The organism is Bacillus salipaludis, from assembly GCF_030938565.1.
Classification (GTDB): domain Bacteria; phylum Bacillota; class Bacilli; order Bacillales; family Cytobacillaceae; genus Neobacillus; species Neobacillus salipaludis_A.
Window position 1 is genome coordinate 2,174,674 of record NZ_JAVGVR010000001.1, and the last position, 23,361, is coordinate 2,198,034.

The 23,361-nt window shown below is 37.3% G+C and carries 29 protein-coding genes and 1 pseudogene; 22 read left to right on the forward strand and 8 right to left on the reverse strand.

The genetic code is table 11. The features are described 5' to 3' along the window. Positions 1 to 550 precede the first annotated feature (550 nt). The 7 genes from cyoE to RCG21_RS10790 all read left to right on the forward strand — a co-directional run bounded on the left by cyoE (position 551) and on the right by RCG21_RS10790 (position 7,236). Complete coding sequence (gene cyoE, locus RCG21_RS10760; RefSeq protein WP_133332557.1) at positions 551 to 1,489, forward strand: heme o synthase; 939 nt, start codon at positions 551 to 553, stop codon at positions 1,487 to 1,489. Between the two features lie 190 nt (positions 1,490 to 1,679). Further along, a complete protein-coding gene (gene coxB, locus RCG21_RS10765; RefSeq protein ID WP_133332556.1) occupies positions 1,680 to 2,738 on the forward strand; it encodes a cytochrome c oxidase subunit II in 1,059 nt (352 codons plus the stop codon). Between the two features lie 28 nt (positions 2,739 to 2,766). Continuing rightward, positions 2,767 to 4,638 (forward strand): cytochrome c oxidase subunit I, encoded by a 1,872-nt coding sequence (gene ctaD, locus RCG21_RS10770; protein ID WP_165976152.1) that lies wholly within the window; start codon positions 2,767 to 2,769, stop codon positions 4,636 to 4,638. Next, complete coding sequence (locus RCG21_RS10775) at positions 4,638 to 5,264, forward strand: cytochrome (ubi)quinol oxidase subunit III (protein ID WP_133332554.1); 627 nt, start codon at positions 4,638 to 4,640, stop codon at positions 5,262 to 5,264. Before ctaD ends, RCG21_RS10775 begins: the two co-directional genes overlap by 1 nt. A gap of 4 nt (positions 5,265 to 5,268) precedes the next feature. After that, complete coding sequence (ctaF, locus tag RCG21_RS10780) at positions 5,269 to 5,604, forward strand: cytochrome c oxidase subunit IVB (RefSeq protein ID WP_133332553.1); 336 nt, start codon at positions 5,269 to 5,271, stop codon at positions 5,602 to 5,604. 144 nt (positions 5,605 to 5,748) lie between these two features. After that, a complete protein-coding gene (gene ctaG, locus RCG21_RS10785) occupies positions 5,749 to 6,654 on the forward strand; it encodes a cytochrome c oxidase assembly factor CtaG (protein ID WP_133332552.1) in 906 nt (301 codons plus the stop codon). Between the two features lie 120 nt (positions 6,655 to 6,774). Further along, the gene (locus RCG21_RS10790; protein WP_133332551.1) at positions 6,775 to 7,236 is read left to right on the forward strand and encodes a DUF420 domain-containing protein; all 462 of its coding nucleotides are present in this window, start codon (positions 6,775 to 6,777) and stop codon (positions 7,234 to 7,236) included. A 34-nt stretch (positions 7,237 to 7,270) separates the two neighbouring features. On the opposite strand, the gene RCG21_RS10795 is transcribed toward RCG21_RS10790, so the two are convergent. Next, a complete protein-coding gene (locus tag RCG21_RS10795) occupies positions 7,271 to 7,630 on the reverse strand; it encodes a YugN family protein (protein WP_133332550.1) in 360 nt (119 codons plus the stop codon). 191 nt (positions 7,631 to 7,821) lie between these two features. Here RCG21_RS10795 and RCG21_RS10800 point away from each other — a divergent pair, with 191 nt between their 5' ends. Beyond that, on the forward strand, positions 7,822 to 8,256 hold the full coding sequence (locus RCG21_RS10800) for a CBS domain-containing protein (RefSeq protein ID WP_133332549.1): 435 nt from the start codon (positions 7,822 to 7,824) through the stop codon (positions 8,254 to 8,256). Positions 8,257 to 8,409: 153 nt separating this feature from the next. Then, a complete protein-coding gene (locus tag RCG21_RS10805; RefSeq protein ID WP_372512755.1) occupies positions 8,410 to 9,480 on the forward strand; it encodes a CAP domain-containing protein in 1,071 nt (356 codons plus the stop codon). Here RCG21_RS10805 and RCG21_RS10810 read toward each other — a convergent pair. Then, positions 9,397 to 9,864 carry a hypothetical protein gene (locus tag RCG21_RS10810; protein WP_308913153.1) on the reverse strand — a complete coding sequence of 156 codons (468 nt, stop codon included), beginning with the start codon at positions 9,862 to 9,864 and terminating at the stop codon, positions 9,397 to 9,399. The genes RCG21_RS10805 and RCG21_RS10810 overlap by 84 nt on opposite strands. Positions 9,865 to 9,883: 19 nt before the next feature. Then, on the reverse strand, positions 9,884 to 10,366 hold the full coding sequence (locus RCG21_RS10815) for a PaaI family thioesterase (RefSeq protein WP_133332546.1): 483 nt from the start codon (positions 10,364 to 10,366) through the stop codon (positions 9,884 to 9,886). Positions 10,367 to 10,498: 132 nt separating this feature from the next. On the opposite strand from RCG21_RS10815, the gene RCG21_RS10820 reads away from it, so the two are divergent. The 5 genes from RCG21_RS10820 to RCG21_RS10840 all read left to right on the forward strand — a co-directional run bounded on the left by RCG21_RS10820 (position 10,499) and on the right by RCG21_RS10840 (position 12,769). Then, positions 10,499 to 10,921, forward strand: coding sequence for a YlbD family protein (locus tag RCG21_RS10820; RefSeq protein WP_133332545.1), 423 nt, complete (start codon positions 10,499 to 10,501; stop codon positions 10,919 to 10,921). An 18-nt stretch (positions 10,922 to 10,939) separates the two neighbouring features. Then, positions 10,940 to 11,179, forward strand: a complete 240-nt coding sequence (locus RCG21_RS10825) for a YlbE-like family protein (protein ID WP_133332544.1) — start codon at positions 10,940 to 10,942, stop codon at positions 11,177 to 11,179. A gap of 96 nt (positions 11,180 to 11,275) precedes the next feature. Beyond that, on the forward strand, positions 11,276 to 11,725 hold the full coding sequence (locus RCG21_RS10830) for a DUF6130 family protein (protein WP_308913154.1): 450 nt from the start codon (positions 11,276 to 11,278) through the stop codon (positions 11,723 to 11,725). Between the two features lie 59 nt (positions 11,726 to 11,784). Then, complete coding sequence (locus RCG21_RS10835) at positions 11,785 to 12,219, forward strand: YlbF/YmcA family competence regulator (protein WP_308913155.1); 435 nt, start codon at positions 11,785 to 11,787, stop codon at positions 12,217 to 12,219. Between the two features lie 274 nt (positions 12,220 to 12,493). Further along, entirely contained in the window at positions 12,494 to 12,769 is a 276-nt protein-coding gene (locus tag RCG21_RS10840; RefSeq protein WP_026574767.1) for a YlbG family protein, read from the forward strand. Between the two features lie 28 nt (positions 12,770 to 12,797). On the opposite strand, the gene RCG21_RS10845 is transcribed toward RCG21_RS10840, so the two are convergent. Beyond that, on the reverse strand, positions 12,798 to 13,187 hold the full coding sequence (locus RCG21_RS10845; protein ID WP_133332541.1) for a DUF7147 family protein: 390 nt from the start codon (positions 13,185 to 13,187) through the stop codon (positions 12,798 to 12,800). 359 nt (positions 13,188 to 13,546) lie between these two features. Here RCG21_RS10845 and rsmD point away from each other — a divergent pair, with 359 nt between their 5' ends. After that, positions 13,547 to 14,104 carry a 16S rRNA (guanine(966)-N(2))-methyltransferase RsmD gene (rsmD, locus tag RCG21_RS10850; protein WP_133332767.1) on the forward strand — a complete coding sequence of 186 codons (558 nt, stop codon included), beginning with the start codon at positions 13,547 to 13,549 and terminating at the stop codon, positions 14,102 to 14,104. An 18-nt stretch (positions 14,105 to 14,122) separates the two neighbouring features. Continuing rightward, the gene (gene coaD, locus RCG21_RS10855; protein WP_133332540.1) at positions 14,123 to 14,611 is read left to right on the forward strand and encodes a pantetheine-phosphate adenylyltransferase; all 489 of its coding nucleotides are present in this window, start codon (positions 14,123 to 14,125) and stop codon (positions 14,609 to 14,611) included. A 20-nt stretch (positions 14,612 to 14,631) separates the two neighbouring features. Here the strand turns inward: coaD and spoVV are convergent, their stop codons facing one another. After that, positions 14,632 to 15,852 (reverse strand): dipicolinic acid transporter SpoVV, encoded by a 1,221-nt coding sequence (gene spoVV / locus RCG21_RS10860; protein ID WP_133332539.1) that lies wholly within the window; start codon positions 15,850 to 15,852, stop codon positions 14,632 to 14,634. Positions 15,853 to 16,045: 193 nt separating this feature from the next. On the opposite strand from spoVV, the gene RCG21_RS10865 reads away from it, so the two are divergent. Further along, complete coding sequence (locus RCG21_RS10865; RefSeq protein WP_133332538.1) at positions 16,046 to 16,825, forward strand: patatin-like phospholipase family protein; 780 nt, start codon at positions 16,046 to 16,048, stop codon at positions 16,823 to 16,825. A gap of 8 nt (positions 16,826 to 16,833) precedes the next feature. Further along, positions 16,834 to 17,853, forward strand: coding sequence for a SepM family pheromone-processing serine protease (locus RCG21_RS10870; RefSeq protein ID WP_133332537.1), 1,020 nt, complete (start codon positions 16,834 to 16,836; stop codon positions 17,851 to 17,853). Positions 17,854 to 18,114: 261 nt separating this feature from the next. Here the strand turns inward: RCG21_RS10870 and RCG21_RS10875 are convergent. Both RCG21_RS10875 and RCG21_RS10880 read right to left on the reverse strand, forming a co-directional pair. Then, positions 18,115 to 18,537, reverse strand: a pseudogene (locus tag RCG21_RS10875) (transposase); the annotation flags it as partial. Between the two features lie 423 nt (positions 18,538 to 18,960). Next, positions 18,961 to 20,172, reverse strand: a complete 1,212-nt coding sequence (locus tag RCG21_RS10880) for a nucleotidyltransferase (RefSeq protein ID WP_308913156.1) — start codon at positions 20,170 to 20,172, stop codon at positions 18,961 to 18,963. A 233-nt stretch (positions 20,173 to 20,405) separates the two neighbouring features. Between RCG21_RS10880 and RCG21_RS10885 the strand changes: the two genes are divergently transcribed. From RCG21_RS10885 to RCG21_RS10900, 4 genes are all read left to right on the forward strand, one after another. Then, positions 20,406 to 20,930 (forward strand): YceD family protein, encoded by a 525-nt coding sequence (locus RCG21_RS10885; RefSeq protein ID WP_308913157.1) that lies wholly within the window; start codon positions 20,406 to 20,408, stop codon positions 20,928 to 20,930. An 82-nt stretch (positions 20,931 to 21,012) separates the two neighbouring features. After that, entirely contained in the window at positions 21,013 to 21,186 is a 174-nt protein-coding gene (rpmF, locus tag RCG21_RS10890) for a 50S ribosomal protein L32 (RefSeq protein WP_024029176.1), read from the forward strand. Positions 21,187 to 21,343: 157 nt separating this feature from the next. Beyond that, complete coding sequence (locus RCG21_RS10895; RefSeq protein WP_208025304.1) at positions 21,344 to 22,108, forward strand: enoyl-CoA hydratase/isomerase family protein; 765 nt, start codon at positions 21,344 to 21,346, stop codon at positions 22,106 to 22,108. Positions 22,109 to 22,186: 78 nt separating this feature from the next. Then, positions 22,187 to 22,807 (forward strand): RsfA family transcriptional regulator, encoded by a 621-nt coding sequence (locus RCG21_RS10900; RefSeq protein WP_308913158.1) that lies wholly within the window; start codon positions 22,187 to 22,189, stop codon positions 22,805 to 22,807. Between the two features lie 30 nt (positions 22,808 to 22,837). Here the strand turns inward: RCG21_RS10900 and RCG21_RS10905 are convergent, their stop codons facing one another. Further along, entirely contained in the window at positions 22,838 to 23,308 is a 471-nt protein-coding gene (locus tag RCG21_RS10905) for an N-acetyltransferase (RefSeq protein ID WP_026574780.1), read from the reverse strand. Positions 23,309 to 23,361 lie beyond the last annotated feature (53 nt).

Consider the following 23,361-nt stretch of genomic DNA (forward strand, 5'->3'; position numbering starts at 1 on the left):
AATTCACCTTCCAAACTTAGTTCAAAAATTTGTCAATGGATATTATTGTAAGTATAATAAATAAAATGGTACAAAAAAAGCCCTTATTCATCATAACGAAAAGAATGGAAAAAGAACAGAATTTCGATATTTTTTTTGATGATTTTTAAATTCTAATAAGGTTTGGATAATTTTAAATTTTCACTATTATTATAGTGGAAACTATTGAAACTTACCTAACAGTTTGTTAAAACTATAAATGATAGCTATATTTAGGAATTATTTCCCTATTATCAAGGAAATAACGGATTTTTGAGTATTCTGAAAATCACGGACACAATTTAGTAAAAAATTATTCAAAAAAAATTCACAAAAAACACTCGAAGTGTGATTTAATATACAGTGAAAGTGTTTTTTAAAACACTTCTTTTTTAAAACATATTCTTAACTTAGGAAATTATAAATTCAGACAGTATCTTTTCCAGATGATTAACTAGAAAAGATAAAATAAATTAGGTATCGTAACAACGGATATTGCAAATATTGTAACAAAGGATTAGGAGGAGAAAAAATGTCCAATACAAAGGCTTTTGGTGATACAGCTATAGAAAACGACGCATCAAGCCTGCAAACTGGTATCGAAAAAACGTCGGCATGGAAGGACTTTTTAGCCCTTATAAAAATTGGGATTGTCAATTCCAATCTCATTACAGCGTTTACTGGCCTATGGCTTGCACTTCATTTTACCGGACAAAGTTTTTTACATAACTTAGATATCGTATTCTTTACTTTAGCTGGATCAGCCCTTATTATCGCTGGGTCATGCGTTATTAATAACTGGTTTGACCGAGATATTGATCACTTAATGGATCGAACAAAAGCTAGACCGACCGTTACAGGGAAATTGGCTCCTGCAAAGGTATTGACATTTGGAATTATCCTAATAGGTATGGGAACACTGTCTTTATTATTTACTACTTTAACTGCAACAGTAATAGGACTGCTTGGAGTTTTTAGTTATGTTTTCCTCTATACATTATGGTCAAAACGACAGTTGGTTTCAAATACCATCATTGGAAGTATCTCAGGTGCTGTCCCGCCGTTAATTGGCTGGGCTGCCGTTGATGGAAATCTTGATAAAATGGCTTGGGCATTATTTGTTCTCATGTTTGCGTGGCAGCCTCCCCATTTTTATGCATTGGCAATGAGAAGGGTGAAGGAGTATAAAGCAGCAGGAATTCCAATGCTTCCAGTGGTTAAAGGATTTAAAACCACAAAAAGACATATTGTTCTATGGGTAGCAGTTTTATTGCCTATCCCATTTTTCTTGAAAAGTTTAGGAATCCCATTTCTAATTCTTGCAACCGTGTTAAATCTCGGCTGGCTTGCATTAGGGATTTATGGATATAGGATCAAAGATGATATTAAGTGGGCAAAACTAATGTTTGTGTACTCATTGCAATATTTAACTATTATATTTGTAGCGATGGTTATTGTTACATTGATTTAGTTTTGCGGTGATATTCTTCTACGCTAATGGAAGTTATTCTGCCATTGGTAATAGGATGCACACGGTGGGCTTTAAAATGAAGCCCCGCCGCAGGGTATTCTTACATAAAAGGATGAATCATTCTACATACTTCTTTGATCTAACATTTATATTAAAGAAATTTTTTACGAAAGAGGGGTTTGATTGAGCTATGAAAAGGCTTGCGAAATGGCGTTTAATTTCGTTGTTTGCGATCTTAGCGCTAATTCTCTCCGGATGTGGTGAACCGTTCCTATCAACGTTACAGCCCGCTGGTGAAGTTGCAGATATGCAATATGGTTTAATGAAGTTAAGTACTTATATCATGGTGGGAGTTATCCTAGTTGTCATGATCATTTTCGTCTTAGTTTTCTTCCGTTTTAGAAGAAAGGACGATAAAATTCCTAAGCAGGTTGAGGGGAGTCATAAATTAGAAATTATTTGGACAGTTATTCCGATTCTATTACTTCTAATTCTGGCTGTTCCAACGGTTGCTGCAACGTTCAAGCTTGCAGATGTGTCAAAAATGGATCAGAAAAACACTAAAGCACTTGTTATTAATGTGCGTTCCCATTTATATTGGTGGGATTTTGAATATCCAGGTCAAAAAATTGTAACTAGCCAAGAGTTAGTTGTTCCTACAAATGAAAAAGTTTATTTTAGCTTAAAGTCTATGGATGTAAAACACGCTTTCTGGATTCCAGCAGTAGGTGGGAAAATGGATACTAACACAGATAACATTAATAAATTCTGGTTAGAGTTCGACAGTAAAAAAGCTGATGAGGCAGGAAACTTATTCTATGGTAAGTGTGCTGAGTTATGCGGACCATCCCATGCATTGATGGACTTTAAAGTTAAGACAATGTCCCGCGATCAATTTGATAGCTGGGTGAAAGCAATGCAAAATGTAAAAGAACCACAAAAAGCGGATTCCGCTGTAGCACAGCAAGGACAGGAAATCTTCAATAAAAGTTGTGTAGCCTGTCATGCTGTAACTCCACAAAACAATAAACCTGAAGCAGCAAGACTTGCACCAAACTTAACAAACTTTGGTGATCGATCTCGTGTTGCTGGTATTTTGGATCATAATAAAACAGAAATAAAAAATTGGATTCGAAATCCTGAAACATATAAACCAGGAAATAAAATGACTGGTAAATACCCAGAAATGTCTGAAGATCAATTAAATGCTTTATCTGAGTATTTAATGGGCTTGAAAGTACAACAGTAGTAGGGGAATTGGTTGAAAGGGAGGTAAAATTGTGAGTACCTATGCTCAAAAAAAGGGATTCGGCGCAACTTTATGGGATTTTTTAACTACAGTTGACCATAAAAAAATCGCGATCCTCTATATGATTGCAGGCGGATTTTTCTTCTTAGTAGGTGGAATTGAAGCGGTCTTTATCCGTATCCAGCTTGCAGTGCCAAATAATGATTTTGTTAGTGCTGGACAATTTAATGAAATTATTACGATGCACGGAACAACGATGATTTTCCTTGCAGCGATGCCGCTAATTTTTGGTTTTATGAATGCGGTAATGCCTTTACAGATCGGGGCACGCGATGTAGCGTTCCCATATGTAAATGCTTTAGGATTTTGGTTATTCTTTTTCGGCGGTGTTTTCCTAAACCTTTCATGGTTTTTAGGCGGGGCACCAGATGCAGGCTGGACATCTTATGCATCACTAGCTGTTGCATCTAAAGGACATGGTGTTGATTTCTATATTTTAGGGTTACAGATTTCTGGTCTTGGAACCTTAATTGGTGGTATTAACTTCCTCGTAACCATCATCAATATGCGTGCACCAGGAATGACGTATATGAGGATGCCATTGTTTACTTGGACAACATTTGTAACATCTGCATTGATTTTATTTGCATTTCCTCCATTAACAGTGGGTTTAGTGTTAATGATGTTTGATCGCTTGTTCGGAGCGAATTTCTTTGAAGTTTCTATGGGCGGTAACACCGTTATTTGGGAACACCTTTTCTGGATTTTTGGACATCCAGAGGTTTATATTTTGATTTTACCTGCTTTTGGTATTTTCTCTGAAATATTCCCGATTTTCTCAAGAAAACGCTTATTTGGTTACTCCTCCATGGTATTTGCAACCGTTTTAATCGGTTTCTTAGGATTCATGGTATGGGCTCACCACATGTTTACAACAGGATTAGGACCAGTAGCGAACGCTATTTTCGCTGTTGCAACAATGGCAATTGGTGTACCAACTGGTATTAAAATTTTCAACTGGTTGTTAACAATTTGGGGTGGTAGTGTTAAATTTACTACACCTATGCATTGGGCCTTTGCGTTTATTCCATCGTTTCTTGCTGGTGGTGTAACAGGGGTTATGCTCGCATCCGCTGCTGCAGACTACCAGTATCATGATACGTATTTCGTAGTTGCCCATTTCCACTATGTAATTGTCGGTGGTGTAGTATTTGCCGTTTTTGCCGGAACTCACCTCTATTGGCCAAAAATGTTTGGTACAATGTTAAATGAAGCAATGGGTAAAATAACTTTCTGGTTATTCTTTATTGGGTTCCATATGACATTCTTTATCCAACACTTTTTGGGACTTTGGGGAATGCCGCGTCGTGTTTTCACATACCTTCCAGGTCAAGGATTTGACACGGCTAACATGATTAGTTCAATCGGTGCTGCCTTTATGGGTGCAGCAGTTATCGTAATGCTAATAAACATTATTGTCACATCTGTAAAAAATGTTAAAGTTGGTAACGATCCTTGGGGAGATGGTAGAACCCTGGAATGGTCGATTCCATCACCACCTCCATTCTACAACTTTAAGCAGCTTCCGCTAGTTCGTGGATTAGATGCATACTGGTTAGAAAAAATGGAAGGTAAAAAGGAAATGACTCCGGCTGAGCCGCTTGGTGATATTCACATGCCGAATTCATCATTCCTTCCATTTACAACGGCTCTTGGTCTTTTCATTGCCGCATTCGGTGCTATGTACCATGTAAATGATAAAGCATGGGCATTACCGGTTATGATTATTGGTTTACTTATTACTTTTGGGTCCATGTTCTTACGTTCAGTAATTGATGACCATGGTTTCCATATCCATAAAGAAGAATTACTTGAAGAAGAAAAGGGGGCTAAGGCATAATGCACGCTGAAGAAAAATTCACATATGAAAACTGGCCTGCTGAGCCTGAAAAATCCACCCTTGAGTCAAAAAATAAGTTCTTAGGATTTTGGTTTTTCTTAGGCGGGGAGACTGTACTCTTCGCTTCTCTCTTCGCAACCTATCTTGCATTAAAAGATAAGGTTCCGGATTCAAGTCAGCATTTGGCAAAAGATTTGTTTGAACTTCCGCTGACATTTGTTGCTACAATGCTTCTTTTAACAAGTTCGCTAACAAGTGTATATGCAATGTATCATATGAAAAACTTTGCCTTTAAGAAAATGATGGTATGGCTTGGATTGACTGCTTTATTAGGTGCCGGATTCCTTGGACTAGAGGTTTACGAGTTTAACAACTATGTTCATGAGGGGCATACCTTTACAAGCAGTGCATTTGGTTCTGCTTTCTATACATTAGTTGGTTTCCATGGTGGTCACGTTGCATTTGGTTTATTATGGTGTTTAACACTAATGTTCCGAAATGGAAAGAGAGGTTTAGACCTTTACAACGCGCCTAAATTTTATGTGTTTAGTTTATATTGGCATTTTATCGACGTTGTTTGGGTATTTATCTTTACAGTAGTATATTTAATGGGAATGGTGGGATAAACTGATGGCAAATCCACAGGTAAATTCAGGTAACCCAAGAGTTGACATTGAATATCGTCGGAAAAAAAGCGCTGAAGAAATGAGATATCAAGTTATTTCTTTCGCTTTAATGATTTTCTTGACTTTGATTGCTTTTGCAGCAGTTGCAGTCAAAGGGTTTACTGCATGGTTCACAGTACCATTTATTATTCTTTTGGCTGTGGTTCAAGTCATTTTTCAGCTCTATTATTTCATGCACATGAGCCATAAAGGGCATGAAGCTCCATCATTATTCTTGTATTCAGGGGTACTAGTAGGAGCAATCACAATATTAACATTTACTACCATCATTTGGTGGTAAGCAAAATAAAAAGAAAATCGGCTGAAAGGCCGATTTTCTTTTTATCATGATATAATGATATAAATATTGTCATTCTTGGCTTTAAGGTGAACAAAAGGGTATACTAATGGATGGCTTTTTAAAAATATATTGAGGTGATTTTCGGTGCTTACATTAGATATTTTTGGATTCAAAGCACTATGGAGCCCGTACTTTTTATCAATTTTAATTGCATTATTGGTTGGTTATTTTTTAATTACGATTAAATTCAGGAGCAAGTTTAATGACAGCGAGCCATTAACTAGAAAGCAAGCAGTGTACTTTGTATTATGTATTAGCCTTTTATATACCATTAAAGGTTCGCCACTTGATTTAATGGGTCATTTGATGTTTTATATCCATGCCACCACAATGATTTTGTTAGTGTTTCTTGTTGCACCATTGTTTGTATTAGGGATCCCGCCATGGCTTTGGAGAAAAGTGTTAAGTCTTAAAATAGTAAAACCTATTTTTAATCTAGTAACAAAGCCAATTTTGGCACTTTTACTTTTTAATGGATTATTTTCTTTGTATCATATTCCAGTTATTTTTGATAATGTAATGCAAAATGGATTTTTCCATGCTGGTTATTCGATATTGTTATTTTCTTCCGCGGTTTGTTTGTGGTGGTCATTAATATGCCCGCTTCCGGAACTAAAAGGTATAACCGGATTAAAAAAAGTAGGGTACCTTTTTATAAACGGAATATTATTGACACCCTCATGTGCATTAATTATCTTTGCAGATCATTCATTTTACGCGACTTATTCTGACCCAAATGTATGGGGGAGGGTAATGAGTTTATGTGTCGGATCTTCGACCTTCGAGGGTTTAAATCTTAGTGGACCACAACTATTTAGTTCCATGTCATTAGTGGATGACCAACAGTTAGGTGGAGTTATTATGAAGGTTCTTCAGGAAATCATTTTTGCTTTTGTATTAGGGCATGTATTTTTTGAATGGTACCGCAAAGATCAAGCTGAATCTGAGGCAGAACTAAATAAAACTTTAAAGCCAACCCTTGTTGAATAAAATCTCCCTGTCCCAATGGGAGATTTTTTTCCGAATTAAACCAATTTAGCTTTATGTTTGAAAAAGAATGTGAAGTACTTTAAAATTGCATTAGAATAATTAAAAAGCGAGGAAGCTTAAATGTCCTTACCTATTTTACCTACGATTAGTACGTCCTTTATCATTCTAAGTGCCATTACAATGGCAATTGGCTGGCGGCAAATAAAACAAAAACGAATTGATGCCCATAAAAAAACAATGACACTTGCGGCCATATTTGCTCTTATTTTCTTTATTATTTATGAGTCAAGAACAGTGTTTATCGGAAATACATCCTTTGGCGGTCCTGATAATATTAAGATTTTCTATACAGTGTTTTTAATCTTTCATATTACGCTTGCCACTACGGGAGCAGTATTAGGCCTTATTTCCATAATAACTGGCTATAAAAATAAACTTAAAGTTCACCGCAAACTTGGACCTATCACATGTATTGTCTGGTTTTTTACGGCCATCACCGGTGTAGCGGTCTACCTATTATTATATGTATTTTACAAGGGTGGAGAAACTACCTCTTTAATCAAAGCAATTCTCGGATTTTAAAGAAAAGACGCATGAGCAAATCATGCGTCTTTTTTTATTCAGCAAACTTTTCAATTTTACCTTTAATTTCTTCTAAAGTTTTTTTACATTGGTTTACAAGGCCGCTTGGGAAGTTTTCACCTTCACCATATTCTACTCCGTGTGGATAGTAGTATTTCCCTAGTAATGGTGTCATCAATTGAATAGTAGCTTTGTGCGAGCCCACGTCCCCCTGGGTGGCATAACCAAACACACGCAAGTAGAAAATGCCCTCTTTTAATTCAAATTTACGATCATATGTAACACGTTCATAATCCCATTGGCCTTCACGTACTAAGCCATGTTCATCCATGACCTCATCCAAGCGGTTTAAATCAGCTTTAAATTTTTCAATTCCAGTATTTTCGAATTTCACTTTTGAATTCCCTCCTAAAAACGTGCCATTACCCCTATGTTACATTATTCGGTATTATAGCAGATTTAATTCAATTTAATAATAGTTGAATTTGTATCAACTTGCAATGAATTCATTTACAGAATAATTTAATCTCTTGGGGGAATTCTATATTATTGTTAAGAATTTTATTATTATAGGGGGTATTTGTTATGGAAAAAATTCGTGAAATTATGACCGACAAGGTTGAAAGCTGTTCTTTACTTGATAATGTATTTGAAGTGGCAGTTAAAATGAAGGATTTAAATGTTGGGGCCATTCCTATCGTGGATAATGATAAGCTTGTCGGAATGATTACTGACCGTGATATCGTTTTACGATGTGTTGCAGAAAAACATCCTGCTTCATCGAAAGTGGAAGATATAATGAGTAACGATTTAATTACGGTTTCACCTGATGCTTCCAGCAGGGAAGCAGCTAAATTAATGGCGGAACATCAAATTCGTCGCCTTCCTGTTGTAGAAGGCGATAAGCTAGTAGGAATAGTATCACTTGGGGACTTCGCAATCAGGGATTTAACAGACGATCAGGCAAAACAAGCCCTTACGGAGATTTCCGAATCAAATTATAATGGAATTCAGCATTAAAGAACAAGAAAACAGGTGCCGTTGGTACCTGTTTTCTTGTTCTTAATGTTACTATTCTGTTAAGATGATGTATACATATCACTTAAAAAGATATAGATGATATAATTAATTTATCTATATTACATAGAAAAGTATTAGAGAGGGTGTTGGCCTCTGCGAACACTTATAAGAATTCTTGTTGTCTTGGCTCTTTTCTTATCCATTGGTTTTTATATAAGTGTAAAAGACGATAGCAGTGATGAGGTCTTAATAAAAGACCATCACACTTCAGAAATGAGTCCGACATTGCCGAAAAATCCAGATATAAAGCAAAGTAAAATCTCTCGGGAAAGGCCAAAAGAAGGGCTATCCCTACTAATTGGGAAAAAACTATCGGCTTTGGAAAAAGAACTTGGAAGGCCGCAGCGAATTGACGAATCAGCCTATGGTTATCAATGGTACATTTATAACTTAGATTATTCCCGCTATGTGCAAGTTGGGGTTGAAAATAACCGAATCGTAACAGTCTATGCAATTGGTAAGAATTTAGATGTTGCACCGTTTGAAATTGGCCAACCAGTGGAGGAAATCTTTAATACTCAATATATTGATGCCAATATTGAAATTGATCAGGATGGGAACTCTTATCGGTTTGAATTGAATGATACAGATTTAAATATACGGCCTGTCGTCCGATTAGGAAATGTGTATGTACAACTCTATATTGATAAATTTACAGGAAATCTTTCAAGTGTTCGGTTCCTTGATGCTGATACCCTCATTAAACAGCGTCCTTATGAGCTTGTTTATAGTGGGAAATTAATAGAGGCCGATGAACCAAGTATTGAAATGTGGAGAGAGATTGAAGTAGGAGAAGAAAAGCAAATTTTTGACATTACAAATGTTTTAAGAGTAAGACATGATTTAAAGCCGCTATTGTGGGATGAAAAAACCGCGAAGGCTGCATATGGCCATAGTAAGGATATGGCTAAAAATAATGATTTTTCCCATACATCAAAGAAATTTGGCACCCTTTCCGATCGGTTAAAGTCAGCTAAGGTTGTTTATCAAGCTGCGGGGGAGAATATTGCTGCTAATTATATTGATGGACCAGCATCAGTTGAAGGCTGGCTAAACAGCAAAGGACATCGTGATTCCATGTTAAATAAAGATTTTTCCCATCTTGGTGTAGGAGTATTCCAAAAGTATTATACACAGAACTTTATTCAAAAGTGGAAACAATAAAAACAGCGGTCTATTGAAGGCCGCTGTTTTTTTTATTCTTTCAAAATGACTAAAGACTAATTGGCTGCTTTCCCAACAACCGTATACTTTTAGAAATTCACCCACTTTAAAGGTTTCAATCTTTGTTGTTTTGGTAAGAGGAGTAATTTTTTTTACAGTGACTTGCTGCGATTTTGTTTGTAGCTTTATTTCCTGGACAAAAATGTAGCGATGATAATAATAGCGCTGTTTTTCCTCATAAATACTCTTAATTTCTCCAACTGCAACGGCCTCTTGAGGGATATTTTCTAGCGAAAGCCATTTAGTATCTTGTACCTTCATTTCTTTTTTTGTAATCAAATAAAAGTAAAGAAGGATAACAGGGATTACAATGGCGGTGACCATATGTTTGACCCCCTAAATATTATTTCTTTATGACAAAAAATGTTCCGGTTGCATAGGCAATTTTTTTACCATCATCCCGATGGACTTCACCGGTGACGACCAATGTTTTGTTGCCTTGGTGGATAATCTCGGCGTTACAGCGGAGACTTGCCCCAATTCCAGGGGCAATGTAATGGATATTCAACTGATTGGTAACAGCACCATATCCTTCTGGAAGAAGGTAATTTGCAAGTGTTCCCATTGCCGTGTCAAGGAGCGTTGCTGTTACTCCACCATGGACAATATCAAACGAATTGTTTAGAATCGGGTTTAATGGAATCGTTATTTCACAGCAGTTTTCGTCAAGCTTACTATCCATATGAAAAAACTGATCGATAAAAGATCGTTTACCTACGTTAATTTTTCTTTGCAAAACCTCTAGAAATTGGGCAATGGCAGTTATATCATTTTCAGTACCATTTTCTAAACATGCTTCTAATAATGTGAATAATTTGTCCTTCATCTTTTTACCTCTTTCATTTCATTTCAAGAACATCTTACCACTTATAAATAATTTAAGCATCATTAAGTCTTTCACACATTTTATTTTCTGACATATCGTAATATAGGCATGATGTCGGCAGAGGTGAAAAAAATGGCTCAAAAAAAACTACATCCATCTGTGGCGAAGTTTAAGGAATTTGTAAAGAATAATCCTAAGATGATCCAAGAGGTACGGAAGGGTAAAACCACCTGGCAGGAATTGTACGAGGATTGGTATCTGCTGGGAGAAGAGGATGCACGATGGGAAAAAATTGGAAATGAAAATAATGACTTGTCTGAAAAACCAGAGGAACAGGAAACAAATACAGAAAAAAAGGGGGACTTAATATCGAATATAATGGGAATGGTTAACAAAATGGATCCAAATCAAATTCAAAACCATATTAACAATTTAAGTCAAGCAATTGGAGCGATTCAAGGTGTTTTATCACAATTTCAAGGGAGTAACGGGGCAAAACCGCCCGGAAAACCGCCAGAAGGGCCAATAAATCCTTTTACATTTCGAAAAGATTAAAAGAAAGGATTTTAAAATATGCGTAAAGATGTCCTAGAGTATTTAGGTGGACAAAAAGAGTTCAAGCAATTTATTCGGGAGCAGCCGCTCTGGTACCGAAAACTTAGCAGAAACCCTTATGATATACAATCATTAGAAATCGCGTCATTGCACTATTATAAGAAAACAATCCCACATCAAGTGGAAAAATTCTCTAACAGTGTACAAATGGCTTCAATGATGTTGAATATGTTTCAATCGATGAAAAATCAAGGGTAATCAAGACCACATAAAAAAATTATGTGGTCTTTTGCTTGTTTTATTTAGATTAAAAAACAAAAAGGAAGCGAACAATACAGGAAAGGAGTGATGGAATTGAAAAGGAATTTTTGGATGCTGACCCTTTCCATTTTTGTACTTTCCATTATGACAGGATGTCAAAACGATCTGCCCAAGCCGGAATCAAAGTCAAAAATAATACCATTTGTACAAGCTAGTACATATAAATTTGATTCTAACTCTGAATTAAACCAAAATTCAGAGGAAAAGCCTTCCTTATTTGTTCAATACAAAACAAGAGGGCCGAATGTGATGGTGGAGTGTATTTTATCCGGGATTAGTTTTCGAGAATCTGACAGTTCAAAAGAAAAACTTGGGAAGATGGTTGTGTGGGTCGATGATAGGAAATTTCAAGAGGTTTCTACAGCGGCGTTTATCGTTAAAGGACTAACACCTGGAAATCATAAAGTAAGGCTTGAAGTGATTGATTTAAATAATCGGCCATATGGATTAACGAAAGAATTCATGGTAAATATACCTAAGTAAAAAGGAAAATTTCGCTTTCTCCTATCGTTCGTGTTAAAATATGAGTGGAGGTGGGCGACATGCTTGCTACATCTGAGCGAGTTGAATTAGTAGAAAATGCAGAAGAATTGGCTAAAATGATTTTAGAATCTGATGTTGTTGAACAATATCAAATTTCCTTATATAAATTGCGGCATAATCGGGAATCACAAAGGAAAATTAAACGGTTTATCAGCGTAAAAGACCTATATGAAGAAGTGCAGCGCTTTGGTAAATATCACCCTGATTATAAAAAAATCATGACAGAAGTCCGTGAATATAAGCGGGAAATGGATTTGGATCCGCTTGTAGCAGATTTCAAACTGGCAGAAAATGATTTGCAGGCACTTTTGGACGATATCAGTGTCTTAATCGGTGGATCTGTCTCAGAGCATATTAAAGTGCCTACAGGGAATCCATTTTTTGATACAGGACATAGCTGCAGTGGTGGCTGCAGCAGCGGCAGCTGTGGTTAATGGGATTAGAATCGGCTAAGGAAGCCGATTTTTTTATAGAGATAAAAAAAAAATTCGACTTTGAGAATTGTCTAGCTCCAGCGCCTAGCCCCTCGAGGTTGCTTCGGTCCTGTCGATGAAGTCAAAGAACGACTTCACCGCCAGGACCTCCAGCACTTGTCGGGGCTGACCAAGGTGCTTCCGCTTTTCTAATTACAGAAAAGTTTGAATTGAAAAATACTGATTTGATATGCTAGACTAATTAAAATGAAGGTTTGTTGAAGGGGAAAAAAGTATGTTTGTTCAAAGACAAGGTTTAGTTATTTGGCTGTACTCATTAAAACAAGCCAAAATGTTACGGCGATTTGGGAATGTCCATTATGTTTCAAAAAAACTAAAATATGTGGTTTTGTATTGTAATCAAGAGGATTTAGAGGGAATTATGGAAAAATTAAGCTCTTTTTCCTTTGTAAAGAAGGTCGAACCCTCCTATAAACCTTTTTTGAACAAGGAATTTGAAAATTCGGCGCCGGACAAGGCAAAGGAATACGACTATAAAATGGGAATTTAAAAAGGTGAGGGCAGCTGCCCCCACTTTTTTAATGTAAAGGTAATAAATAATGATTTAATCGTAAAATCCCGATTAAATACTGATAATAAAGTTCTTTTTCATGGAATATCGTGGATGGTTTTACAGAGAGTTCATGAATTGTTTTGTTAAGGATTTCTGCTGTTTGGGCAAACAAACCATAACGTTGATTCGCCAAATAATTTGGATTTGGAATTCCTTCTCGGCAGATATATAAGGCTTGAAATTTTCCAGGATCTGTTGGCTTCAAAACAACGACTAAGGAGGTTACCTGCTTATCGTCGATGGTTGTATGTAATGCCATCATGTGCAGCAGACGATGCTGATTTGCTTTGGCAAGCTCTATTAACTCATATATATCAGAAAAACCCTCACCTAATTCAATAAAACGCTGGATCAATAGTCTGACTCCCCTTTTTTTTAGACTCAACAATACTTTATCATTTTGTGTAAAAATAAAAAACCCCGCAGAAATAAATCTGCAGGGTCCTTCTATATCCTTAACCAAGGATAGAAGGCAAAGGGAGAGGAGAAACCGGAGGAAGAACTTATGGGGAAACGTAAGTCTTCTCCGCGGTTGGCAACAACATCCTCGAATTGATGTTGTTAATAACATTATCCCCACAACGAAAAAGCTTATACACGCTTTTTTATTTTTTTCTATTATGATGTTGAAATGATTTGATATTTGGCTAGTTTATTCAATTATGGTAGGATAGGGGAAGAAAAATGATTTTTTAAATAAATGTGGTGATAGTTCTGAGAGTGGTTTCAGGTATTTGTAAAGGTAGACCCCTTAAAGCAGTACCGGGAAATACAACAAGGCCAACAACAGATAAGGTGAAAGAAGCCTTATTTAATATGATTGGGCCTTATTTTAACGGTGGAATCGGACTCGATTTATTTGCAGGGAGCGGCGGTTTGGGAATCGAAGCTCTAAGCCGAGGCTTGGATAAAGTGATTTTTATTGATCGTGACGCCAAAGCCATTCAAGTGATTCGCGAAAATATTAAATCGTGCAGCTTTGATGAAAAGATCGAGGTATATCGAAATGATGCTGAGCGTGCATTAAAGGCACTTATAAAAAGAGAAATCCGTTTCGATTATATTTTTTTGGATCCACCGTATAAAAAGCAGCAGCTTATTAACTTAATGCAAACAATTGTAGAAGAGAACCTTTTGAATGAAGACGGGATTGTTGTTTGTGAACACAGCCACGATGTAGAGCTTCCGCTATCGGTAGGGGCCTTAACACAAATAAAACATGAAAAATATGGGATTATTACGGTTACGATTTATTCGTCAATCTGTGAGTAGTGATAAGGGGGAGTCATTTTGGCTAGCATAGCCGTTTGTCCAGGGAGTTTTGATCCAGTTACATATGGCCATTTAGATATTATTAAGCGAGGGGCCAAAGTTTTCGACCAGATATATGTTGTAGTGTTAAATAATTCTTCTAAAAATCCTCTTTTTACAGCGGAAGAACGCATTCACTTGATTAAGGAGGTAACAAAACATATACCTAATGTAATTGTCGATGAATTTGCAGGTTTACTTGTTGAATATGCGAAAAGCGTTAAGGCGAATGCCATCATTCGCGGCTTGCGGGCTGTTTCCGATTTTGAATATGAGATGCAAATTACTTCAATGAACAGGGTTCTAAATGAAGAAATTGAAACATTCTTTATTATGACGAACAACCAATATTCCTTTTTAAGTTCTAGTATTGTAAAAGAGGTAGCCAAGTACAATGGAAAAATATCAGAACTGGTGCCTCCATATGTTGAAAAAGCGTTGCATGCAAAATTTTACAAACATGAATAAAAAAAGCCGGGCATAAGTAATTATGTCCGGTTTCTTTGTAATCTAAAAAATAAGATGACCGTATAAAGTGCAAGTGAAAATATCGTAATTATCGGTCCAGCCTCGATCATTCGTTCGTAAAAGCTATGCACCCAAGAACCTTTTTCAAAAAATCCAACAGGTACGGCACTGGTTGGATGGTCGGTTTGGTAAAAACGGAGGTAAACTGGCTTCCATAAGAGATAGGCAAAAATACTTGCGAGTATACCATGGATAATCCGCGCTATGAAAAATGGCTGAAAGCGAATATTTGCCTGGGCTAGAATACTTGCAACCTGTGCCTGAACACTGAAGCCGCTAAATGCCAGGATAAAACTTACCATCATGGTCTGTTGCAAAAGAGGTGCATCCTGTACTTGGCTTGTCAGCTTGCTTCCTAGTGTAAGTTCAAATATTCCAGAAATAAGAGGAATGCTTAAGTTTTCCGTAAAGGAAAACACGGAAAGAAGCATTTCAACAGCTTTAGCTAAAATCGCGGTAATATGTAAATGATACAGCAGTGTGTTTATGACTGAAAATAGGATAATAAATCCACCAATCATTAACAAGGTTTGAATGGAAGAGTTAACGGCATCGCCAAGCATTTTTCCGATGGGGCGATTATCCTTTAACCTTGTACGATGCAGGGTGGAAAAAGCTGATCGGATGATGAATTTACGCTTTGGTTCATCCTGATGGCGTCCCTTGTCTTTACCGTAAAAACGCATTATGATACCAACACAGATATTCCCTAGATAATGGGCCAAGGCCAGTATGATGCCCAATTTGGCATTATTGAAAAAACCAACAGCAACTGCACCAAAAATAAATAATGGATTCGAAGAGTTCGTGAATGAAACAAGACGTTCTGCTTCAATTTGAGTCAACTGACCTTCCTGGCGCAGGCGGGCAGTAAATTTGGCTCCTGCAGGAAACCCGGAGGCCATTCCCATCGCCCATACAAAACCTCCCACACCGGGTACGCGAAAAACAGGCCGCATAAGGGGTTCCAATAGGACTCCAATAAATTTAACGACTCCAAAGCCGATTAGCACTTCGGAAACGATAAAAAAGGGCAGCAAGGAAGGGAAGACAATTTCCCACCACATCTTGAGACCACGGACTGAAGCTTCCAAGGATTCCTTCGGAAAGCTGATAAGTGAAGCAGCTAGTATGGTAATGAATATGGATAAGACAATCGTTTTAACTTTTGAACGAAACACGAAGGGGACCTCCTTCCTTGGGGTAACAGTAACTATGCATTTCCCCCGTATCAATGATAAAATAAGAAATATTCACGCAAATGTCCTTTTACTACTCGTCCTCATATAAATCAAATATACTCATAGTTCGAGAAATTAGACCATAAGATTGAACGAGATTTCACTTTTGCGGGTGAGTGAGGTGGTAACTTTAATGGTACAGCCTAAAATAGGGTTAGCACTTGGATCTGGCGGAGCACGCGGGTTTGCGCATTTAGGTGTGATCAAGGTAATGGTGGAAGAGGGGATCCCATTTCACCTGATTGCAGGAAGCAGTATGGGTGCCCTTGTGGGGAGCTTTTACGGTGCCGGTATAGAAATGAATCGATTATACAAACTTTCAACAGCTTTTAAACGAAAGTATTTTTTAGACTTTACTGTTCCAAAAATGGGGTTTATTGCAGGAAAGAAAGTGAAGGAATTTGTCAGGGTATTTACGCACGGAAAAAATATAGAAGATTTATCCCTTCCAATTGGAATTGTCGCAACTGACCTTTTAACTGGAGAAAAAGTAGTGTTTCAAAATGGTCCTGTTGCAGAAGCCGTTCGGGCTAGTATCTCCATTCCGGGAATTTTTGTTCCGGAAAAGTACAAAGGGAGGATTTTAGTAGATGGGGGTGTTTCCGACCGTGTACCTGTATCGGTTGCAAAAGATATGGGTGCAGATATCGTCATTGCCGTGGATGTCTCGATGGTGAAACGAAACGCTGAAATCACCTCGATTTATGATGTGATTATGCAAAGTATTGATATCATGCAGACTGAGATTATCAATACAAGGGAGATTGCCGCGGACATTATGATCCGTCCTCCGGTTGAAATGTTTAGTTCACGCGCATTCACCAACATTGAAGAGATTATTAAGGCAGGAGAAGAAGAAATTAAAAAACATATTCCTCAAATTAAACAGGCTATTGAGCAGTGGAAGGGGTAAAAAGTGGAATGCGTAAGAAAATATATTTCAGTGCTATATTAATTATAGCGATTGTGTTAATTGGCGGTTTGTTTTATACACTCCCCTTTTATGTAACAAAACCGGGGATGGCTAAAGAACTTCATCCTATAATAAAGGTAGAAGATGGATACAAGGAAAAAGGCAACTTTATGTTGACAACAGTAAGAATGGGAAGAGCAACAATCTACTCCTATTTAGAAGCAAAAATAAAAAAATATGAAGAACTCTATCCAGTAGAACAGGTTTTAGATAAAACCGAGACAGATGAGGAGTATAATGCAAAACAGCTCTATCTCATGGCCCAATCCAAATTAAATGCGATTGATGTTGCGTACCGAAAAGCTGGCCTTCCGGTAAATTATAAATATAAAGGTATTTATGTGGTGGATGTCGTTCCGGGAATGCCGGCGGATGGCAAGCTTCAAGCAGGTGATCGAATTTTTAAGGTTGATGGCCATCAGTTCCCTTCCTCAGAAAAATTCATTGCCTATGTTGGTGAAAAAAATAAGGGTGCCCAAGTTACCTTAACGTTTATGAGAGATAAAAAAACAAAAACAGCCAAACTCTATGTCCAGCCGTTAAAAAAGCAGCCTAATCGAGTGGGAATCGGAATTTATTTAGTTGATGACAAGGAAGTAAAGGTAAATCCACCTGTTGAAGTAAAAACGGATGAAATTGGCGGCCCTTCAGCTGGATTGATGTTTTCACTCGAAATTTATAATCAATTAACAAAAGAAGACTTGACGAAAGGCTATCAAATAGCAGGAACCGGTACCATTGATGTGGATGGGACGGTTGGTCCAATTGGGGGAATTGAACAAAAAATTGTAGCAGCAGATAAAGCAGGAGCGGAAATTTTCTTTGCTCCTAATGAAAAAGGTGCAAAAGATTCCAACTACCGGGCAGCTGTGAAAACTGCCAAAGATATCAAAACAAAAATGAAAATTGTACCGGTAGATACATTTGATGATGCCGTTACCTATTTAGAAAAATTGCCTAAAAAGTAAAAGACGGTGCATAGCACCGTCAGATTGTCGAGAAAGGGTATTTTTCTCGGCAATTTTTTATTATCTGAATTTAAATTTCTTATTTTACCTAAATCGTTTGTTCCTGCTAACTGTCCTGTTGATTTCCGCTCCGAACACTCGCTTTCCGCGGGGAGGTCCTGGAGCCTCCTCGGCGCCTTGGCGCCTGCGGGGTCTCCAGTGACCTCTTTATCCCGCAGGAGTCGAGTGCCCTCCGCTCCAATCAACAGGGGGAGAATCAACCTAATGTATTGCAACACACTTTTCTAACATTGCCAAATGTGTTGCAATCTTTTTTATATTTTGGCAGGCTGCCGTAAGGAGAGCCTGTTCACTTGCCTTTTTCACCCCCCGTAAACGGCAGTAGCGAAGCCCGTGCAGCTCTTTTGAGTCTGAGAAGCTTTGCTCGATTTTTTCTTTTCTAAATTTATAAAGCATTTTTCCCGATTTAGATAGTCGATTCAATCTTACTTTTTCCTTATCTTCTCCCCAAACGTGACGTGTTACTATCTTTACCTTATTATTTGAACGGGTACATTGAGAGAGAAGTGGACAATGTTCACACCTCTTTGAATCCTATTTATATTCTCTATATCCTTCCCGATTTGTTGTTTTGTATTTTATTTCTGGACTATTAGGACAAACGTACAAATCACGGCCATTATCCTCACTATAAAATGGACGAACTTTTTCAAGAAGAAAGGAGAAATCAATATATTTGTCAATTAAAAGCGAAGAAGATCATCAGGAACTAATTCAGGTTTAAACATTAAATTCAGCACTTATTATTTATAATTTTTATATTATGAGGATGGCTCTATTGTTACGCCCTGTTGATTGGAGCGGAAGGCGCGAAGACTCCTGCGGGAGTACGGGGCTGGGGAGACCCCGCAGGAGCGCAGCGACGAGGAGGCTCCCCGGCACGCCCGCGGAAAGCGAAGCGCCTAGAGCGCAAATCAACAGCCCTATTTGAAGCGTATACATTAATATTATTACAATAAATTAACGCGGTAAATTATAAAAGTAAATATATAAAATAAAAAGCTATCGAAGGTTTTCGACAGCCTGACGGTGCATTGCACCGTCTTTTTACTTTACTATGATTGGAATTTGTTTATATTCTTGCTGGATGAATTCATTTCTTAGGTCCAAAGGGATGCCAAATGAATAGATTTGTGCTGCTTTGATATCAAGCATAATTTCTTTTTGTTTATAGGAAGATAGTTTTGAAACGAGCGGGAGCTTAAGCTCGGATTTCACTTTGTTTAAGTATGTTTTTCCTTTTTGGGTCATCCCTAATAATCTTAAATAGTTTGCACCTTCAGGTTTGCTCATTTCTTCTTTTACTGCATTCGTTAAAATATGTACGCAAATTCGTTGCAGTCTTGTCCAGGTATAACGCTTAGTTTTTATTTTTTCCATGAATTCCTGAAAACTGCCAGCGGTTAAGGCAGCAGCTTTCAGCCGATTTTCAATTCCTTCTTCAACCTCATAAATATTCCTAAGTTCTTCCGGGGTACACTGAATCAGTCGAAATTGTAGATAGCTCCAATAATTTTCCCATTGATGAAATCCCCTATAATGATTGTAATACTCCTTTAATAATTCAGTCGTCGGTTCAGGGACATACTGGTCGATGGTAAATGTTCTATCATCAGTTGAAAAAAGGGCTTTACGTATACTTGTTGCACTCGCAATCGTTTCAGAAGCAAAATGCTCATCATGGTAATTGGCATTCTTTCGGGCAATGGTTAGCGGTTTTATTTTACTATTTACTTTTTTTATCGACTTTATATACTGAAATCCCAGGATGTTATTAGGCTTTGTTAGGTTTAATAAACCTTCTGTATCAGTAAAATCCTGAAACGAAAGTGATAATGCTTTTGGATAGCTAACACCCGATTTAATATGTCTTCTTACATTCTCATCAAAGATTTCTTGATGCTCTTCCAAAAAGTCAATGGTTTTTAAAAAGGAGGAAATGTCACCGCTTTCACTTCCAAAACAAAAAGATTCACAATGCACAGCATCTAATATAGAAATAGCCCCATCAGCAAAAAACTCTGCATTTTGGGTAGCAAATTGATATGGAAGCTCAAATACGAGGTCTACTCCCCCCGATAAAGCCATTTTCGTTCGGTACCATTTGGAAACTAGTGCAGGCTCTCCTCTTTGCAGAAAATTTCCACTCATTACTGCAATCACAATATCGGCATTCGAGGTTTCTCTTGCTGCTTGGACGTGAAAAGCATGTCCATTATGAAAGGGATTATATTCGACAATTACGCCAACAGCTTTCATTTGTATACTCCTTTAATTAATTTGGTAAAATCATTATACCAAGAATTCTCTCAGACTTTAAATTCGCCAATTTGATATGATGTTTGTAATAATGGTAAATGGTTACACTAATAAATGATTTGTTTTTATGAACTTTATTGCTTCAAAAATCACCTTCCTAGGTGTAAAGAAAAAACATTGACAAAAATTTAATCGAAGGCTATAATTACCTTTGTTGCCTTGGGGTGATTCAATTGAAATGGACATTAAGCCAATTACAAAAATATCGAAACAAGGATTTTCCGATTGATGAAACGATTCGGGTTGATGAGATTAAACAAGATGATCCTTCCATCCGAGAGGTATCTCCAATGCATATTACCGGCAGAGGAGATATTGATTCAACGAAAGTGACCTTTCATTTAAAAATCGAAGGTTATTTAATACTTCCTTGTTCTCGTACTTTAGTGGATGTGAAGCTTCCAATTTATGTCGAAACATCTGAAACTTTCCTCTTACAAACTTCGAATTACGAAATGGAAGAGGAAGTGCATCAAGTAAAAGGGGATTGTATTGATTTAATGCCAGTCATTAGAGAAATTCTTTTACTTGAGATTCCGATGCAGGTTTTTTGCGAAGATGTCACACATGAAGATGCTGCGCCACAATCCGGTAAGGATTGGGAAGTGATTCATGAAGAGGATCAATCGAAAAAAATTGATCCAAGACTAGCTGGACTTGCTAAGTTTTTTGACAATGACAATTCTTCCGAATCATAATCGGCAAAACATGGAGCAACGTGAAGACTTTAAGTAATTCGTCTTCATGACTTTCTTTAAACTCTTTAAGGAGGTGGGAAGAATGGCTGTACCTTTTAGAAGAACTTCTAAAACTGCAAAGAGAAAGCGTCGTACTCATTTTAAATTAAACGTACCTGGTATGGTAAGTTGCCCAAACTGTGGTGAAATGAAACTTGCTCACCGCGTGTGTAAAGCTTGCGGAACATACAAAGGAAAAGACGTTGTGAACGACTAATTTCATTGAGATAAAAAGCACAAGGAGCATAAAGCCCTTGTGCTTTTGTCGTTTAAAGGGGATGTTAATTTCCAAACTAAGTGATTAGTGCGATAATCAATGAGTAATTTTAAAAGAAGCAATCCATACATATTTCATATTGAAGGGAGAAAGGATTATGGCTTATACCATTGAAAAATCAGAAAAGGGTTATTTATTGTTTACCATCACAAGAGGCAATAAAAGAAATGCAGTAGATTATGATGTTATGGAAGGGCTTTCGAAAGCGATTCATCATGCAGCTGACCCTGATGTTTTGGCTTTGGTTATTACGGGAGAAGGAGAAAATGCCTTTTGTTCTGGAGGAGACCTATCTGTCTTTCACTTGCTTGAAACCGAAGAAGAAGCCTATTCAATGCTCTCAAAAATGTCTAAAATTCTTTACTCGCTGTTAACATTACCCATTCCTACTATTGCCCTTATGAACGGACATGCAGTTGGTGGCGGATGTGAGATTGCCATTGCCTGCGACTTTCGTCTAGCACGGAAGGGAATAAAAGCTGGTTTTATTCAAGGAAAGCAATCAATTACAACTGGCTGGGGAGGGGGAACGATTTTGGCAGAAAAGCTGCCAAATCCCCTTTACATGAAGCTGTTAATGGATGCTGAGGTTCATAAGATAGAAAGATTAAATGAGATAGGTTTGATTGACGCCCTTTATGAGACTGACCCTATAAAAGAATGTGAAACATTCTTGGAAAATCTCTTATTTAAGGACAAAGGTGTACTGCAATCCTATAAACAGATATGGATTGGAAGGTGGGAGGAAACGAAACTGCAAGAGAGAATAGAGAAGGAAGTCCGAAATTGTGCCCGCCTTTGGGAGAATGAATCCCACCATCAATATGTCAAAATGTTTATGAATAAAAAAACAAACAATTAAACCGAAAACAGGTGTTGTTTCAGTCTATCTTTTCTAGTAGATGCATATGTATGAATAAAAACACTAGGAGGGATCTGAATGTCGCCAACTCGCCAAGATGCATGGTCACAAGATGAAGATTTATTGCTTGCCGAAGTTGTTTTAAGACATATCCGTGAGGGAGGAACGCAGCTACAGGCTTTTGAGGAAGTAGGAAAACAGCTGTCAAGAACTTCAGCAGCCTGTGGTTTTCGCTGGAATTCTTTCGTTAGGAAACAATACAAGTCAGGAATTGAACTTGCCAAAAAACAAAGAAAGGAAATGAAAAAACAATTACCTCAAGTGGAAGAAGAAAAAAATGTTACCGAGGTTATGGTGGAAGCCGCCTCATCCATATCCAGTGGTGAATCTGTTAGTTTTCAAACCGTTATCCATTTTTTAGAGGGACTTCATAGGAAAGCTGAGGTTAGCTCCACCATTGAAGAGGACCGAGAAAAGTCAGTTGAAAAAATAAAAGAATTAGAAAAGAAAATCTTCTATCTGGCAGCCGAAAATGAAAAATTGAGTAAAAACTTAAAAGCGATTGAGGAAGATTATCGATCATTGATTGAAATCATGGAAAGAGCAAGAAAAATGGTTGTTCTTCAGGAGGAAGACCGTCAGCAAAAGGTAAAATTCCAAATGGATAAAAACGGGAATCTTGAAAGAGTGGAAAAATAAAAAAGCGGACTTTATGTCCGCTTTTTTATTTTAATGCTGTGCTTCTACACCTGCAGGATACCATACAAGAGGATTTTCACCGCGGTCACGTTCCATATCATACTCAACAGCATCAAAATCCATCTTATTCCAAAATTCACTTGAATGAACTCTAGGATTAGTTTTAATAGGCAGACCAAAGCTTTTTGCAAATTCTACAAGCTGTTTGCCGTAGCCTTTACCTTGATAGTCAGGCAGTACTTCTAGCTTCCAAAGCTCTAAATAATTTTGTGGTGGATAGAAATAGCGGTCAAATTTCGCGTCAATTTGGTATAAACTCATTCTTGCTACTAGTTTGTCTCCAAAATAAATACCATAAAATGGTGAATCACTATGATCTTCCACCATATTGGCTTCTAAATCTTCTAGCATAGATAGCTCTTGAATTCCATATTGCTTAAACTTTTTAAATTCTTCAAGTGTTTTAAAATTGATTTTTAATTTTTCAACTTTTGACCCCATAAAGGAACCCCCTAAAAAGAAAGTGATTGGATACATCATCCGTATATCTTCAA